Genomic DNA, 15,991 nt, shown 5'->3' with positions numbered 1-15,991 from the left:
ACCAGGTGGGATCGCTTCAACTCAAATCCATCCGCAAGGCCTATGGCAGCCATGAAGTGCTGAAGGGCATCGACCTCGAGGTGAAGGACGGCGAGTTCGTCATCTTCGTCGGCCCGTCCGGCTGCGGCAAGTCGACCTTGCTGCGCACCATCGCCGGCCTCGAGGACGCGACCTCCGGCAGCGTGCAGATCGACGGCACCGAGGTCGGCCACGTGGCGCCTGCCAAGCGCGGCATCGCCATGGTGTTCCAGTCCTACGCGCTCTATCCGCACCTGACGGTGAAGGACAATATGGGCCTTGGCCTCAAGCAGGCCGGCAAGCCGAAAGCAGAGATCGACGACAAGGTCGGCAAGGCGGCGAACATGCTATCGCTTGATCCCTATCTTGCCCGGCGCCCGGCCGAACTCTCCGGCGGCCAGCGCCAGCGCGTGGCGATCGGCCGTGCGATCGTGCGCGAACCGAAGCTCTTTCTGTTTGACGAGCCGCTCTCCAACCTCGATGCGGCGCTGCGCGTCAACACCCGGCTCGAGATCGCCCGGCTGCACCGCAGCCTGAAGGCGACGATGATCTACGTGACCCACGACCAGGTGGAGGCGATGACGCTCGCCGACAAGATCGTCGTCTTGAACGCCGGCCAGATCGAACAGATCGGCTCGCCGATGGACCTCTACAACCGGCCGGCAAACGTCTTCGTCGCCGGCTTCATCGGCTCGCCGCAGATGAACTTCATCGAGGGCGCACGGCTCGGCGATATCAGCGCCAAGACCATCGGCATCCGTCCCGAGCATATGGCGCTTTCGCGTGAAAGCGGCGACTGGAAGGGCAAGGTGGTCCACGTCGAACATCTTGGTGCAGACACCATCGTCTACATCGATTCCGAACAGGTCGGCACCATCACCGTGCGCCTCTTCGGCGAGCATCGCTATGCACCTGACGATATCGTCTATGCGACGCCGATGGTGGGTAGCATGCACCGTTTCGGCGACGACGATCGCGTTCTCGCCTGAGCCCATTTTAGGGCCGACGCCCCATCACAGCTACGTGAAAACCAGCCGCCACAAGGACTAAATCCCTGTGGCGGCTGAATTATTTTTTGATTCGACGCACCGCATCACGCTGTTGCACTGCAAAGCGAATTAACATACATTTGTGTTTGTATATTAGCTTTCCGGTATTTGCCGAACCTGATACCGGTTCCGCTCCCCTTCACTTCCGGACCGCCCGGGCACCTTGCGAGATGCAGCCGTTGCCTGCGGTCACCGAATATGGACATCGCTATGCGCATGAACCGACCGACACTGGCCGCCGCCTTGGCAACTGTGATTCTTCTTTCCGGTTGCCAGAAAGAGGACGAGCAGCCGGCCGCCGCCGCATTCCCACCGTCCGCGGTCGCGGTCTTCACGACCAAGACCGAAACGCTGCCGATCACCAACGAGCTCCCCGGCCGCATCACCGCGACACGCGTCGCCGAGGTCCGCCCGCGCGTCTCCGGCATCGTCGTCGAGCGCGTCTTCCAGCAGGGCTCCAAGGTCAATGAGGGCGACGTGCTCTACCGCATCGATCCGGCCCCCTTCCGTGTGCAGGTCGAAAAGGCCGAGGCGACGCTGCGGCGCGCCCAGTCCGTGCGCCTGCAGGCCCAGCAGAAAGCTGACCGCCAGGAACAGCTGAAGAAGGCGAACGTCGTCGCCGCGCAGCAGTTGGAAGATGCGGCGGCCCTGCTCGCGACCGCCGACGCCGATGTTGCGATCGCCGAGGCCGGCCTCGCGGCAGCGAAACTCGACCTGCAATATGCCGACGTGACGGCACCGATCAGCGGTCGCATCGGTCGCGCGATGATCACCGAAGGCGCGCTCGTCAGCACCAACAGCTCGGAAAATCTCGCGACGATCCAGCAGCTCGACCCGCTCTATGCCGACTTCACCCAGTCGGCGACCGACCTCATCCGCCTGCGGAAGGCGCTCGAGGACGGCAAGATGCTGAGCGGCGACGAAGAAGCCGAAGTCCAGCTCGTGCTCGACGACGGCACGGCTTACGAGCACAAGGGCAAGCTGCTGTTCTCCGAAGCGGCCGTCGATGCGACGACCGGCCAGGTGACGCTGCGTGGCGAGTTCCCGAACCCCGAAAACGACCTGCTTCCCGGCATGTATGTGCGCGTGCTCGTCCAGCAGGGCGTCGAGAAGGATGCGATCACCGTCCCGCAGCAGGCGGTCCAGCGCAACAATGCCGGCCAATCGCAGGTCTACGTCGTTGCCGCCGACAACAAGGTCGAGTTCCGCAATGTGACGCTCGGCCGAACCATCGGCACCCGCTGGCAGGTGACCTCCGGCCTCAAGGCCGGCGAGAAGGTCATCGTCGAAGGCTTCCAGAAGATCGGCCCCGGCGCCCCGGTCGAGCCGACGGACTGGAACCCGGATGCCAAGCCTGCGGCAGAAGCAGCCCAGACGACGGCCTCTGCCGACGAAAAGCCTGCCGAAGCTACAAAGTGAGTTTGATTGATGCCCAGTTTTTTCATCGACAGGCCTATTTTTGCCTGGGTGGTGGCGATCTTCATCATGGTCGCCGGCGTCATTGCGATCCCGCTTCTGCCGGTATCGCAATATCCTGACGTCGCACCGCCGCAGATCTCTATCAACACGAGCTACCCCGGCGCCTCGTCGCAGGACACCTATCAGAGCGTTACGCGACTGATCGAAGACGAGTTGAACGGCGTCGAAGGCCTGCTCTATTTCGAATCGACCTCCAGCGCCTCCGGTTCGGTCGAAATCAGCGCCACTTTCGCACCCGGCACCGATCCGGGACAGGCAGCGGTCGACATTCAGAACCGCGTTCGCCGCGTCGAGCCGCGCCTGCCCGATTCGGTCAAGCGCCAGGGCGTTCAGGTCGATGAAGCCGGTTCCGGCTTCCTGATGATCGTGGCCCTGACCTCGACCGACGGCTCGATGGATGCCATCGGCCTCGGCGATTATCTCAGCCGCAACGTTCTGAGCGAAATCCAGCGTGTGCCCGGCGTCGGCCGAGCACAGCTTTTTGCCACCGAACGTTCGATGCGCGTCTGGCTCGACCCGGACAAGATGCTGGGTCTGAACCTGACCGCGGCGGACGTGACGAACGCGATCACGGCGCAGAACGCCCAGATTGCCTCCGGTTCGATCGGCGCACAACCGAACCCGATCAGCCAGCAGATCAGCGCGCCCGTTGTCGTCAAGGGCCAGCTGGAAAGCGCCGAAGAGTTCGGCGCGATCGTGCTTCGCGCCAATCCGGATGGTTCGTCCGTTCGCCTGCGCGACGTCGCCCGTATCGAAATCGGCGGCGAAAGCTACGCCTTCTCGACGCGGCTCAACGGCAAGCCGTCCGCGGCCATCGCCGTCCAGCTGTCGCCGAGCGGCAACGCCATGTCGACCTCCGCGGCCATCAAGGAACGCATGGACGAACTGGCGAAGTTCTTCCCGCAGGGCCTCGAATATTCGGTCCCCTACGATACTTCGCCCTTCGTCGCCGTCTCGATCGAGAAGGTGCTTTCGACGCTGGTCGAAGCGGTCGCGCTGGTGTTCATCGTGATGTTCCTGTTCCTGCAGAACATCCGCTACACCATCATCCCGACGCTCGTCGTGCCTGTCGCCCTGCTCGGCACCTGCGCGGTCATGCTGGCGATGGGCTTCTCGATCAACGTTCTGACCATGTTCGGCATGGTGCTGGCGATCGGCATTCTCGTCGACGATGCGATCATCGTCGTCGAAAACGTCGAGCGCATCATGTCCGAGGAAGGACTGACGCCGAAGGAAGCAACCCGCAAGGCGATGAAGCAGATCACCGGCGCCGTCATCGGCATCACGCTGGTTCTCGCCTCCGTGTTCATCCCGATGGCCTTCTTCCCGGGCGCCGTCGGCGTGATCTATCGCCAGTTCTCGCTGACGATGGTCGTCTCGATCCTGTTCTCGGCGCTGCTTGCCCTTTCGCTGACACCGGCGCTCTGCGCGAGCTTCCTGAAGCAGGTGCCGAAGGGCCATCACCACGCCAAGCGCGGCTTCTTCGGCTGGTTCAACCGCAGCTTCGACAAGACCTCGCACGGCTATAGCGGCATCGTGAAGCGCCTTGTCCACCGGACCGGCCGCTACATGATCGTCTACGTGGCCGTGCTGGCCGGTCTCGGCTGGCTGTTCATGAAGCTGCCGTCGTCGTTCCTGCCGGACGAAGACCAGGGCTTCGTGATCGTCATGATGCAGCTGCCGTCGGAAGCGACCGGCAACCGCACGACCGAGGTGGTGGAGCAGGCCGAGAAGATCTTCGGCCAGGAGCCGGCCGTCGAACGCATCATCGCGATCAACGGCTTCTCCTTCTTCGGTACCGGCCAGAACGCGGCACTTGCCTTCGTGACGCTCAAGGACTGGAAGGAGCGCGACGCCAACAACGCCGCACAGTCGATCGCCATGCGCGCGACGATGGCGATGAGCCAGATCAAGGACGCGATCAGCTTCGCGCTGTCGCCGCCGGCGATCCAGGGCCTCGGCACCACGGGCGGCTTCTCGTTCCGCCTGCAGGACCGCGGCGGTCTCGGCCAGGCGGCACTGTCGCAGGCCCGTGACCAGCTGCTCGGCATGGCCGCCGAGAGCAAGGTGCTCACCGGCGTCCGCTTCGAGGGCATGCCGGACGCGGCCCAGGTCAGCGTCACCATCGACCGCGAGAAGGCCAACACCTTCGGTGTGACCTTCGCCGACATCAACTCGACGATCTCGACAAACCTCGGCTCGTCCTACGTCAACGACTTCCCCAATGCCGGGCGCATGCAGCGCGTGACGGTGCAGGCGGATGAAGGTCAGCGCATGCAGACCGCCGACCTCCTGAACCTCAACGTCCGCAACGCCAATGGCGGCATGGTGCCGCTGTCGGCCTTCGCGACCGTGGAATGGGTCAAGGCCTCGACCCAGACGATCGGGTATAACGGCTACCCGTCGGTCCGTATCAGCGGCGAAGCCGCCCACGGCTACTCCTCGGGTGACGCGATCGCAGAGATGCAACGGTTGGCGGGACAATTGCCTGCAGGCTTCGGTTACGAGTGGACAGGGCAGTCCCTGCAGGAAATCCAGTCCGGCACCCAGGCGCCGCTCCTGATCGCGCTGTCGTGCCTTCTGGTGTTCCTGTGCCTGGCCGCACTCTACGAGAGCTGGTCAATCCCGGTGGCGGTGATCATGGTGGTGCCGCTCGGCGTCATCGGTTCCGTGCTCGCCGTGATGATGCGCGACATGCCGAACGACGTGTACTTCAAGGTGGGCCTGATTGCGATCATCGGTCTGTCAGCCAAGAACGCGATCCTGATCATCGAGTTTGCCAAGGAACTGCGCGAGCAGGGCAAGTCGCTGATCGACGCGACGCTGGAGGCGGCACATCTTCGCTTCCGGCCGATCCTGATGACGTCGCTGGCCTTCACGCTCGGCGTTCTGCCGCTGGCGATCGCCACGGGTGCGAGCTCCGGCAGCCAGCGCGCCATCGGCACCGGCGTCATGGGCGGGATGATCTCGGCAACGGTGCTCGCCATCTTCTTCGTTCCGGTCTTCTTCGTGTTCGTCACGAAGCTCTTCGGTCGAAAGAAAGTGGAAAACACACCGGCAGCCGCAGAAAACCCGACGCCCGCCGAGTAAAACGACAACAGACGGCCCGCTGAACACCACTGTCGGCGGGCCGTCTGATGAGGAGGAATGAATGCGCCGAACAAAAGCCGACGCAGAAGTAACCCGACAGAAAATCCTGTGCGCCGCCGAGCGCGTCTTCTACGAAAAGGGCGTCTCGAACACGACGCTGGAAGAAATCGCCAAGGCCGCCGGCGTGACGCGCGGTGCCATCTACTGGCACTTTGCCAACAAGACCGACCTGTTCCTCGCACTGCACGACGCCGTGCCCCTGCCGCAGGAAGACATGGTCGCCCGCGAGATCGAGGCGGAAGCCGCCGATACCCTTTCCATTCTCGAAAGCGCCATGGGCGACTGGCTCGATGTTCTCGCCGCCGACGAGCAGCGCCAGCGCATTCTGACGATCATGCTGCGTACCAATTACGACGGCGACATGAGCGAGGTCCTGACCCGCCAGAAAGAACTCGACGAGCGCCACAACGTTCTGCTTGAGCTCGCCTTTTCGCGAGCGCTCGCCAAGGGGCAGATGCACGAGAGCTGGACGCCGGCCTCGGCGACGCGGACGCTGCACTGGATGATGCTCGGGCTCTGTACGGAATGGCTGCTTTTCGGCCGTCCCTTCGATCTGACGGCCGAGGGACGCGAAGGCCTGAGCCGGCTCTTCGCGAGCTTCCGCGCGCCGGCGATCACGGCAACCGCCGTTGCCGCACGCCCCTGACATCCTTAGCCGGCGCCCGTGCGGGTACCGGCTCAGATGCTTTCGGACCCTGTTAGCTGAACACCACCGTCTTGTGACCGTTGAGCATCACGCGCCGCTCCAGGTGCAGCTTGACGGCCCGGGCAAGCACGCGGCTTTCGATGTCGCGGCCGGTGGCGACGAAGTCCTCGGCCGTCAGCGCATGGCTGACGCGCTCGGTTTCCTGCTCGATGATCGGACCCTCGTCGAGATCGGGCGTGACGTAATGCGCCGTCGCGCCGATCAGCTTCACCCCGCGCTCATGCGCCTGATGATAGGGCTTGGCGCCCTTGAAGCTCGGCAGGAAGGAATGGTGGATGTTGATCGCCTTGCCGTAGAGGCGCTTCGACAGATTGTCCGAAAAGACCTGCATGTAGCGGGCAAGGATGACGAGATCGGCGCCGGTCTCCTGGACCAGGCGCAACAGCCTCTCCTCCTGTTCGGCCTTGTTGTCCTTCGATACCGGCCAACAGTGGTAGGCGAGCCCCTCGGCCTCGGCCGCGCCTCGGCTGTCCTCGTGGTTGGAGACAATGGCAACGACCTCCGCGTTCAGCCAGCCGACACGGATCTGGTAGATGAGATGCAGGAGCGCATGATCGAACCTGGAGACGAGGATGAGGATCTTCGGCTTCACTGTGGCGTCCGCGAGAACGGTCCGCATCTGGAAACGCTCGACGGCCGGGCGCAAGGCCCGCTCGACATCACCAGCCTGAACGCTCGCCGCAACCTGAAATGCGATGCGCATGAAAAAGCTGTTGGTCTTTGTGTCCCAGAACTGGTTGCTTTCGGCGATATTCGCGCCGAGCGCGGCAAGCTCGGTGGTGACGGCCGCGACGATGCCGGGTTTGTCGTCGCAGGAAAGCACAAGAATGAAGGTCTTCGGCGCCATGATCTCCTCCGATTGCGGCGGTTCCGGATGAGGCCTCGAGCCCCCTCCCACCGCTGCCTATGGGGAGTTGAACGCGCCGGCAATCGTTCCGGCTGCGACGGCCGACGCTTTCTATCATCCTGATGGAAAGACGCCCGAGGGCATTAAATGCCCCCGGGCGCTGCAAGATTCATCGCATATGACTTTTGAGGTTTTCTGAGGGAATTCCATCAGAAAACCAGGCACAGGGCCGCTCGGATTAGTGCGCCTCGTCCCAGTTGGTCGCGGCGCGCGCATCGACCTTGAGCGGCACCTTCATGTCGAGCGCCGGCATGGCGGCGTTCTCCATCACCGAGACGACGATCGGAATGGTCTTTTCCACCTCGGCGTCCTCAACCTCGAAGATCAGTTCGTCGTGCACCTGCAGCAACATGCGGGCCGAGAGTTTCGCCTCGGCCAGCGCCGGCTCCATCTTCGCCATGGCGCGGCGGATGATATCGGCGGCCGAGCCCTGGATCGGCGCGTTGATCGCGGCGCGTTCGTTGAAGGCGCGATGCGACGGGATCGACGAGCGGATATCCGGATAATGTGCCCGGCGACCGAAGATGGTCTCGACGTAACCGTGCTCGCGGGCGAACACCTTGGTGCCTTCCATGTAATCGCGAATGCCCGGGAAGCGCTCGAAATAGCGCTTGATGTAGTCGCCGGCCTCGGAGCGTTCGATCGACAGCTGGTTGGCGAGCCCGAAGGCCGAGATGCCGTAGATGATGCCGAAGTTGATCGCCTTGGCGCGGCGGCGGATCTCGCCCGGCATGCCCTCGACCGGAACGCCGAACATTTCCGAGGCCGTCATCGCATGAATGTCGACGCCGTCGGCGAAGGCCTGGCGAAGCTGCGGAATGTCGGCGACATGGGCGAGCACGCGCAGTTCGATCTGGCTATAGTCGGCCGAGACGAGCTTGTGGCCGGGCGTCGCGACAAAGGCAGTGCGGATCTTGCGGCCTTCGGCGGTGCGCACCGGGATGTTCTGCAGGTTCGGATCGGACGACGACAGGCGACCGGTCGTGGTGGCGGCCAGCGCGTAAGACGTGTGAACACGCTTTGTCTCCGGGTGGACGAAGCCCGGAAGCGCATCGGTGTAGGTGGATTTGAGCTTGGTCAGCTGCCGCCAGTCGACGATCTTGCGCGGCAGCTCGTGCCCCTCGGCGGCGAGATCTTCCAGTACCTGCGCCGAGGTCGACCATTGCCCGGTCTTCGTCTTCGACCCGCCGGCAAAGCCCATCTTGCCGAACAGGATGTCGCCGAGCTGCTTCGGCGAACCGATGGTGAAGGTTTCGCCAGCGAGCTTGTAGATCTCGTCCTCCAGAGCCGCCGCACCTTGCGCGAGCTCGCCCGAAAGCCGCGACAGGATCTGGCGATCAATGGTAATGCCGCGATCTTCCATGCGCGCAAGCACGGCGACCAGCGGCCGCTCGAGCCGTTCATAGACGCGCGTCAGCCCCTTGGCGGCCAGCCGCGCCTTCAGGATGTGCCAGAGTCTCAGCGTGACGTCCGCATCCTCGGCGGCATAGGCAGTCGCCCTGTCGATATCGACGAAGTCGAAGGTCACCGACGACTTGCCGGAGCCGGTGATGTCCTTGTAGGCGATCGGCTTGTGGTTCAGCCAGCGCTCGGAAAGCGCATCCATGCCGTGCGTGCCGTTGCCGGCATCGACGACATAGGACATGAGCATCGTGTCGTCGAAACTCTCCACGGTGATGCCGTGCCGCTTCATCACGAGGTAATCGTATTTCAGGTTCTGCGCGACCTTGAGGACGGAGGGGTCCTCGAGCAGGCGCTTCAGCCGGCTCAGCGCCTCCCCGACCGGGATCTGGTTCTCGGCGAGCCCGCCGCCCAGGAGATCGCCGACACCGGTCTTGTGGATCAGCGGAACGTAGGCCGCCCGGATGGCGGTGCCCGTTGGGTCGGCCCGATGGTCGGCGATCGCCACCGAGAAACCGACGAGATCGGCCTGCATGGCATCGAGCGAGTTCGTTTCCGTGTCGAAGCCGACGACGCCGGCATCGTGCGCGGCTGATATCCACTGGTCGAGCGTGGCGACATCACGGATCGTGACATAGGCGCTGTGATCGAACGGTGCCTTGGCGAAGATTTCGGCGCGAGCTGCGGCCAGCGCCTGCGGCGTGGCGTCTGCCGCATCCTTTTCGCCGGCACGTGACAGGACAGCGGCGGCCTCGGCGGCCTCACCGCGGACCGCTGCCTTGGCGGTGGATCCTTCGCTGACAGCCGTCGCCGCGTCTCCCTTGTCGAGGTCCGGGCCGCGCGCATCCGCGCCCCATTCCACCGGCACGCTTGCGGCCTCCACGGCGTCCGCGTCCGTGCCCGTCGCCACGGCGACACGACGCGTCAGGGTGGTGAATTCCATCGCCTTGAGGAAGGCGATCAGCTTCGGCCCGTTCTGCGGCTCCAGGCTCAGCTCTTCCAGCGGGACATCGAGCGGCGTGTCGGTCTTGAGCTCCACGAGCTGGCGCGACAGGCGCGCGAGATCGGCATTGGCGATGATGTTCTCGCGGCGCTTGGCCTGCTTGATCTCGCCGGCACGCGCCAGCAGCGTTTCAAGATCGCCATATTCTTCGAGCAGCTGCGCCGCCGTCTTCGGGCCGATGCCGGGAATGCCGGGAACGTTGTCGGTGGAGTCACCGGTCATCGCCTGGAGGTCGATCATCTTCTCCGGCGGCACGCCCCATTTCTCGATGACCTCGGGGATCGAGATCTGCTTGTCCTTCATGCTGTCGTACATCGACACATTCGACGTGACGAGCTGCATCAGGTCCTTGTCGGACGAGACGATGGTGACACCCGCGCCGGCCGCCTCGGCAAGGCGCGCATAGGTGGCGATCAGATCGTCCGCCTCGTAGCCTTCCTTTTCGATGCAGGGCAGATTGAAGGCGCGGGTCGCGTGACGGATCAGGCCGAACTGCGGAATGAGGTCTTCCGGCGGAGCCGTCCGATTGGCCTTGTACTGATCGTAGAGCGCGTTGCGGAACGTCTTCGAGGAATAATCGAAGATGACGGCGAAATGGGTCGGCGTGACGCCGACCGAGGTGTCGCGCGCATCGGTGAGCAGCTTCCACAACATGTTGCAGAAACCCGATACCGCATTGACCGGGAGGCCATCGGATTTGCGGTTGAGAGGCGGGATGGCATGGAACGCCCGGAAGATGAATCCGGAGCCGTCGACGAGGAAGAGATGATCACCGTTTTTCATGGGCAAATGGATAGCGCGGGGTGAGGCAAAGGTCCATTGCGGTTTTCCCGCCGGGCACTACAATCTCCACTTGCCACAGAGGAGGCCAACCATGCCGCATGACGTGCGCTACGCCCTGCAACAGTATCTCCTTCTTTCAGGCTTTGCCGTCTTTTGCTTCCTTATTTCCTGGCTCCTGTCGGCCAATCCGACATTCCTTATCGTTATCAAGACGGCTTTCGCACCCATCTATCTGCTCGCAATGGCGGGCCTCGATACCCATTTTAAGCGCGCGGACGGCGCTCCCTGGCCGCGTTGGCAGAAGGTGGAATATGCAGCAGCCCGTGCCGCACTCAACGTTGCCTTCATTGTCGTCATATCGATCACGCCAGATCAAACAGCTGGCGAAATGGCGAAGACGGCGATGATGGTTGCAATGGCGATCGGCGTTGGGGAACTCATTTTCGCCTTGCGAAATCGGGCCTCGACGGATCGCTGAGAGGTGCGTGAGCTTTCACGCAAACGTTACGCATTTGTAATGTCGGAATCGCACCGGCTATCCTTGAAAAGCCACATTTGACTCCTCAAATCTTAGTCAACGGCACCGAGTGATGCCGTCTTCTGGTGATTGGCCTGTCCCCCGCCCGCACCAGATGAGGACAAAGGCCTTATCCCCCTCTCCGGGCCTTTGTCCCGTTTTCAAGAAGCCGTCACGGCGCCGCCTCCGCGCCGTGACGGTTTTTTATTTGGCACCAAGGCTTTCGATAAAGTCCGCTCAAATCGAAGTGAGCTCAGCGCTTCCCAAGGTTCATCGCCTGCATTGTAACTTGTCTTCATGACGCTTCGGGCGTACCGATAGGCATGGCCTTCAATCGTATGGAATCTGCGACCTATCTGGCCAGCCTGCTGGCTAAGAGCTTTTCGCGCGCGCTTCACGAGCGCGGCCAGAAGCTTGGTTTCGCACCCGGTCAGTTTCCGATTCTGCTCGAACTTTGGGCCGAGGAAGGCCTGACGCAGAAGCAACTGCTCGATCGCCTCGACATCGAGCAGGCGACGATGGCCAACACGCTCTCCCGCATGGAGCGCGACGGGCTCATCATCAGGCGCAAGCACCCTCAGGACAAGCGCTCGCAGCAGATCTTCCTAACCGAACGGGCAAAGGAGATGGAGGCAGCCGCCAAGGAAGCAGCCCTTGCCGCCGACCAGTCGCTGCTTTCCGGCCTCAGGAATTTCGAGCGCGAGCTGATGCTCGAATATATGCGCATGGCGCTTGCCAGCGTGGCACGTGGCGACGGCCGCGCCTGAAGCTTCGCACCTCCCCTGATCGATCCATCAAAATATTTGGCTTAAAGCGAATGACCTTAGGCTCTAAAACCAGAGCGAGCGCGTCCAGCGCCTTTGCGTGTCTGAAGGCGCAGCGTCGAATGCTCGTCAGTCGCTGCCGCTCTACAGCGCCGCGCGTCTTATCAGACACGCAAAGGTCGCTGCAGAACTTTGATTTGCTGCATGTCTTTGTCCTTAAATCGAAGTCGATTAAAGGAGACATGCAGTGGAACGTCCCCACGGATTTCGTGCGCAAATCGATTTCGATTTGGCGATTGATGCAGTAGGTTCCGGCAAAACTTGAAGCAAGGATATGCATGATGGCAGATATCACCCCCGTTCTCGAACGCGCAGACGCCAACCTGCCTGACAGCCTCGACCGGCTGTTCGATCTCGTTCGGATCAAGTCGATCTCCACCGACCCGGCCTTCAAGGCGGAATGCCGCAAGGCAGCCGAATGGCTGGTGGCGGAACTCAACGGCCTCGGCTTCACCGCCTCGGTGCGCGACACCCCCGGCCATCCCATGGTCGTCGCTCATCACGATGCTGCCAAGCCTGATGCGCCGCATGTGCTGTTCTACGGTCACTACGACGTCCAGCCGGTCGATCCGCTGAACCTCTGGGACACGGACCCGTTCGAGCCGGGCATCAAGGAAATCGAACCCGGCCGCAAGGTGATCACCGGTCGCGGCACAGCTGATGACAAGGGGCAGCTCTTGACCTTCGTCGAAGCGGTACGCGCCTACAAGGACGTCCATGGCGGCCTGCCCTGCCGCGTCACCATTCTGTTCGAGGGCGAAGAGGAATCCGGCTCGCCGTCGCTGAAGCCTTTCCTGGAAGCCAATGCCGCCGAACTCAAGGCCGATTATGCGCTGGTCTGCGATACCAGCATGTGGGACCGCGATACGCCGGCCATCTCCGCGGGCCTGCGCGGCCTCGTCGGCGAAGAGGTCATCGTCAGGGCTGCCGACCGCGATCTACATTCCGGCTATTTTGGCGGCGCTGCAGCCAACCCGATCCGCATCCTCACCACCATTCTCGCCGGCCTTCACGACGAGAACAGCCGCGTAACGCTCCCAGGCTTCTACGAAGGCGTCGAAGAGACCCCGGCCCAGATCAAGGCTGCCTGGGAAACGCTCGGCCAGACGGCCGAGAAGTTCCTCGGCGAAATCGGCCTGTCGATCCCGTCGGGCGAAAAGAACCGCTCGGTGCTGGAACTGACCTGGGCGCGCCCGACCGCCGAAGTCAACGGCATCACCGGCGGCTATACCGGCGAAGGCTTCAAGACGGTGATTGCGGCCGAGGCTTCGGCGAAGGTTTCCTTCCGCCTCGTCGGCAACCAGAACCCGGAGAAGATCCGCGAAGCGTTCCGCGCCTATGTCCGCTCCAAGGTTCCGGCGGATTGCTCGGTCGAGTTCCACGCCCACGGCGGTTCTCCGGCCATCCACCTTCCTTACGAATCGCCGCTGCTCAACACGGCGAAGGTGGCGCTTTCCGACGAGTGGCCGAAGCCGGCCGTCATCATCGGCATGGGTGGCTCGATCCCGATCGTCGGCGACTTCCAGAAGATGCTCGGCATGGAATCGCTGCTGGTCGGCTTCGGCCTTTCCGACGACCGTATCCATTCGCCGAACGAGAAGTACGAGCTGCAGTCCTACCACAAGGGCATCCGCTCCTGGATCCGTATCCTGGACGCGCTCGCCGCTTGACATCATCAGAGCCGCGGCGAAGTGCTTCGCCGCGGCCTTCGACTGCGGTTGCACACACGCCAATCACGCAGCTCTCACGCGCAGTGCATCAACCGACACGCGCGCATTTCCAAACGATCGACGCGGTGTCCGCGCTTTACCGTTTCCCCTTCACCGTTTCCCGGCGGTTTCTCCGGTTTCGGCAGACCCTCAATCCTTGACCTCAGGGGTCTCAGGTGCTTCCTTTTTGTGAAACAAATCACAAAGGGAAATCGGATCATTGGCAAGGGTAAGGACCGAAGCGTCGCGCTGCGGGCGTGACGCTACGACAAAGCAGCTTAGAAAACAGGATGTCTCCGCTCGGAGAACCACTCCGGCAGCTGCAACAGAAGTGTCCTCGGAACGCCTCGCCCACGTCCTCACAACGATCGCGGCGCCTGTATGAAGAGGCTGCAGACCTATTTCTGGCCCGTTGTCGGCCTTCTCGCGATCCTCTTTTCGGTGAATGCGCTTTATCACGAGCTCCGCGGCCTTTCGCTCGACGAGTTCCTCGCAAGCTTCAACGCGATCTCGCTTAAAAGCTGGCTGTTGGCGATCTGCTCGACACTGGTCGCCTATGCGGCGCTTGCGGCTTACGACCGGCTGGCGCTCGACCATCTCGGTCACCGCATCTCGATCTGGTTCATCACGCTCTGCTCGTTCACGACCTACGCGCTGTCGCACAATCTCGGTGCCTCGGTCTTTTCCGGCGCGGTCGTTCGCTACCGGGCCTATCGCTCCAAGGGGCTTTCTCCAGGTGAAGTCGGCGTGCTCGTCGCCTTCTGCTCCTTCACCTTCACGCTCGGCACACTGGTGCTTTCGGCCATCGTCCTCCTGGTGCGACCCGACATCATCGAGCGCTTCGCCGAATTCCTGCCGGTGGAAATGTCGCTGACCACAGGCGTGCTCATCCTCGTCGTTATCGGGCTCTATGTCATCGGCAGCCTCGTCGGGCTGCCATCGTTCCGCACGCGCTGGTTCCACCTTCACTACCCGAAGCCGAGGATCGTCTTCCGGCAATTGGTGATCGCACCCGTGGAACTGATCGGCGCTGCCGGGATCATCTATTTCGCACTGCCGGAAGCCGGAAACCCGGGCTATATCGTCATCCTCGGGATCTTCCTCGCCTCGTTCTCGGCGGCGCTGCTCTCGCATGCACCGGGCGGGCTCGGCGTGCTCGAGCTGATTTTCATCGCAGCCCTGCCGGAAATGGATCCGGCCGACGTTCTGGCGGCGCTGGCCATCTTCCGCCTGCTCTACCTAGTCATCCCGTTTGTCCTGGCATTGGTGGTGATCCTCGTTTTCGAGCGGGCACGCTTCTTGGCACAACGCCCTCCCCCGGGAGGGACCGACCTTCCCTAGAGTATCCGTGTTGGTCAAGTACGGGTTGGTTCCCATATGCGGCCATCCCTGAGCAATGCGTTTGCGATGATGATGAGCTTTCGCATGACGGCGGTAATGGCGAGTTTTGAGGCTTTTCCGGCGGCCTTGAGCCGGTCGTACTTGGCCTTGAGGTCGGGATTGAAGCGGATGGCGACGAGCGCGGGCATGTAGAGTGCTCGTCGGACATTGGCCCGGCCGCCGCGGATGAAGGCGCGGCCGATCCACTGTCCGGACTGGCGAGCGACCGGAGCGAGGCCGGCGAGGGAAGCGACCTGGGCCTGGTCGAGTGTACCGAGTTCGGGCATGTCGATGAGAAGCGCGAAGGCGGTGATTGCTGACACGCCCGGGATCGAGACGAGAATGTCGAAGCGTCGTGCGAGGTCGGGATCGACCTTGATGAGCGCCATGATCTCGTTTTCGAGGGCCGCGATCTGGCGCTCGATCTGCCTGAGCTGTTCGGCGTTGTGGCGCTTGAGGATCGGCAAGGTCAGGTTTTTCGCCCTGTTCCTGGCCGCCGTTCGGTTCTTCACCAATGCCTCGCGGGCCATGTGCAGGTCCTTGAGATCGTTGAGGGTCGGGCCTCGCGCCGGCCGCGCCTCGAGTTCGAGCAACACCCCCATGCGGGCGAGCATCGCAGCATCCAGCCGGTCGGTCTTGGCGAGCCTGCCGGTGGCCTCGGCAAATCGCCGCGCCTGACGCGGATTGACCTTGACCAGCGCGAAGCCCGCCTCTGCCAGCCTGTGCTCAAGGGCCCGATGATAGGGGCCTGTCGGCTCGTAGACGATACGCAGCTCAGGCCGCTCCAACCAGCCGATCAATGTCCTATGGCCACGGCTGTCGTTGGCGAAGCGCCGGCTCACACCGTCGCTCAGCCTGTGGACGTCGAGATGGTCTTTCGAGATGTCGACCCCGATGCTATCGTTCATCATCTTTCGCTTGTCCTGTGCTTGTCATCCGGAGCCGAACTCCGGGTATCCGTTCAGGCCTCAAGGGAAAGACGAGGGCGATCCGACTCTAGCTCGACCCATCAAAAGGTCCGCAATTCCAACGATCCGACCCTCGCCGCTGCGGGAGGGCGGCGAC

11 protein-coding genes are annotated in these 15,991 nt (G+C 62.8%); 8 read left to right on the top strand and 3 right to left on the bottom strand.

Annotated elements, in window-relative coordinates; translation table 11 throughout:
- The first annotated feature begins 5 nt into the window (after positions 1-5).
- The 4 genes from ACTJKM_RS14345 to ACTJKM_RS14330 all read left to right on the top strand — a co-directional run bounded on the left by ACTJKM_RS14345 (position 6) and on the right by ACTJKM_RS14330 (position 6,342).
- Positions 6-1,007, top strand: a complete 1,002-nt coding sequence (locus tag ACTJKM_RS14345; protein ID WP_058326164.1) for an ABC transporter ATP-binding protein — start codon at positions 6-8, stop codon at positions 1,005-1,007.
- A 258-nt stretch (positions 1,008-1,265) separates the two neighbouring features.
- A complete protein-coding gene (locus ACTJKM_RS14340) occupies positions 1,266-2,486 on the top strand; it encodes an efflux RND transporter periplasmic adaptor subunit (protein ID WP_057247775.1) in 1,221 nt (406 codons plus the stop codon).
- Between the two features lie 9 nt (positions 2,487-2,495).
- Positions 2,496-5,636: an efflux RND transporter permease subunit gene (locus ACTJKM_RS14335; RefSeq protein ID WP_058326163.1), complete on the top strand. Its 3,141-nt coding sequence runs from the start codon at positions 2,496-2,498 to the stop codon at positions 5,634-5,636.
- A 61-nt stretch (positions 5,637-5,697) separates the two neighbouring features.
- Positions 5,698-6,342 carry a TetR family transcriptional regulator gene (locus ACTJKM_RS14330; RefSeq protein ID WP_058324490.1) on the top strand — a complete coding sequence of 215 codons (645 nt, stop codon included), beginning with the start codon at positions 5,698-5,700 and terminating at the stop codon, positions 6,340-6,342.
- 52 nt (positions 6,343-6,394) lie between these two features.
- On the opposite strand, the gene purU is transcribed toward ACTJKM_RS14330, so the two are convergent.
- Both purU and polA read right to left on the bottom strand, forming a co-directional pair.
- Positions 6,395-7,249, bottom strand: coding sequence for a formyltetrahydrofolate deformylase (purU, locus tag ACTJKM_RS14325; RefSeq protein WP_058326162.1), 855 nt, complete (start codon positions 7,247-7,249; stop codon positions 6,395-6,397).
- Between the two features lie 238 nt (positions 7,250-7,487).
- Positions 7,488-10,496: a DNA polymerase I gene (gene polA / locus ACTJKM_RS14320; RefSeq protein WP_113512239.1), complete on the bottom strand. Its 3,009-nt coding sequence runs from the start codon at positions 10,494-10,496 to the stop codon at positions 7,488-7,490.
- A 91-nt stretch (positions 10,497-10,587) separates the two neighbouring features.
- On the opposite strand from polA, the gene ACTJKM_RS14315 reads away from it, so the two are divergent.
- The 4 genes from ACTJKM_RS14315 to ACTJKM_RS14300 all read left to right on the top strand — a co-directional run bounded on the left by ACTJKM_RS14315 (position 10,588) and on the right by ACTJKM_RS14300 (position 14,887).
- Entirely contained in the window at positions 10,588-10,974 is a 387-nt protein-coding gene (locus tag ACTJKM_RS14315) for a hypothetical protein (protein WP_058326160.1), read from the top strand.
- A 362-nt stretch (positions 10,975-11,336) separates the two neighbouring features.
- A complete protein-coding gene (locus ACTJKM_RS14310) occupies positions 11,337-11,780 on the top strand; it encodes a MarR family winged helix-turn-helix transcriptional regulator (RefSeq protein WP_058326159.1) in 444 nt (147 codons plus the stop codon).
- Between the two features lie 335 nt (positions 11,781-12,115).
- Positions 12,116-13,507 carry a M20/M25/M40 family metallo-hydrolase gene (locus ACTJKM_RS14305; protein ID WP_058324486.1) on the top strand — a complete coding sequence of 464 codons (1,392 nt, stop codon included), beginning with the start codon at positions 12,116-12,118 and terminating at the stop codon, positions 13,505-13,507.
- 420 nt (positions 13,508-13,927) lie between these two features.
- Complete coding sequence (locus tag ACTJKM_RS14300; RefSeq protein ID WP_058324485.1) at positions 13,928-14,887, top strand: lysylphosphatidylglycerol synthase transmembrane domain-containing protein; 960 nt, start codon at positions 13,928-13,930, stop codon at positions 14,885-14,887.
- Between the two features lie 14 nt (positions 14,888-14,901).
- Here the strand turns inward: ACTJKM_RS14300 and ACTJKM_RS14295 are convergent, their stop codons facing one another.
- The gene (locus tag ACTJKM_RS14295; protein WP_058326157.1) at positions 14,902-15,837 is read right to left on the bottom strand and encodes an IS110 family transposase; all 936 of its coding nucleotides are present in this window, start codon (positions 15,835-15,837) and stop codon (positions 14,902-14,904) included.
- Positions 15,838-15,991: the final 154 nt, after the last annotated feature.

This window comes from Ensifer sp. 22460, from assembly GCF_052044935.1.
GTDB lineage: Bacteria > Pseudomonadota > Alphaproteobacteria > Rhizobiales > Rhizobiaceae > Ensifer.
Note: the sequence above shows the minus strand (reverse complement) of the source record. Positions and strands in the feature narration are given on the sequence as shown.

Excerpts from the sequence above, each read along its gene's own strand:
- ACTJKM_RS14340 (WP_057247775.1), top strand. The coding sequence starts at position 1,266 with ATGGACATCGCTATGCGCATGAACCGACCGACACTGGCCGCCGCCTTG.
- ACTJKM_RS14335 (WP_058326163.1), top strand. The coding sequence starts at position 2,496 with ATGCCCAGTTTTTTCATCGACAGGCCTATTTTTGCCTGGGTGGTGGCG.
- ACTJKM_RS14330 (WP_058324490.1), top strand. The coding sequence starts at position 5,698 with ATGCGCCGAACAAAAGCCGACGCAGAAGTAACCCGACAGAAAATCCTG.
- purU (WP_058326162.1), bottom strand. The coding sequence starts at position 7,249 with ATGGCGCCGAAGACCTTCATTCTTGTGCTTTCCTGCGACGACAAACCC.
- polA (WP_113512239.1), bottom strand. The coding sequence starts at position 10,496 with ATGAAAAACGGTGATCATCTCTTCCTCGTCGACGGCTCCGGATTCATC.
- ACTJKM_RS14315 (WP_058326160.1), top strand. The coding sequence starts at position 10,588 with ATGCCGCATGACGTGCGCTACGCCCTGCAACAGTATCTCCTTCTTTCA.
- ACTJKM_RS14310 (WP_058326159.1), top strand. The coding sequence starts at position 11,337 with ATGGCCTTCAATCGTATGGAATCTGCGACCTATCTGGCCAGCCTGCTG.
- ACTJKM_RS14305 (WP_058324486.1), top strand. The coding sequence starts at position 12,116 with ATGATGGCAGATATCACCCCCGTTCTCGAACGCGCAGACGCCAACCTG.
- ACTJKM_RS14300 (WP_058324485.1), top strand. The coding sequence starts at position 13,928 with ATGAAGAGGCTGCAGACCTATTTCTGGCCCGTTGTCGGCCTTCTCGCG.
- ACTJKM_RS14295 (WP_058326157.1), bottom strand. The coding sequence starts at position 15,837 with ATGATGAACGATAGCATCGGGGTCGACATCTCGAAAGACCATCTCGAC.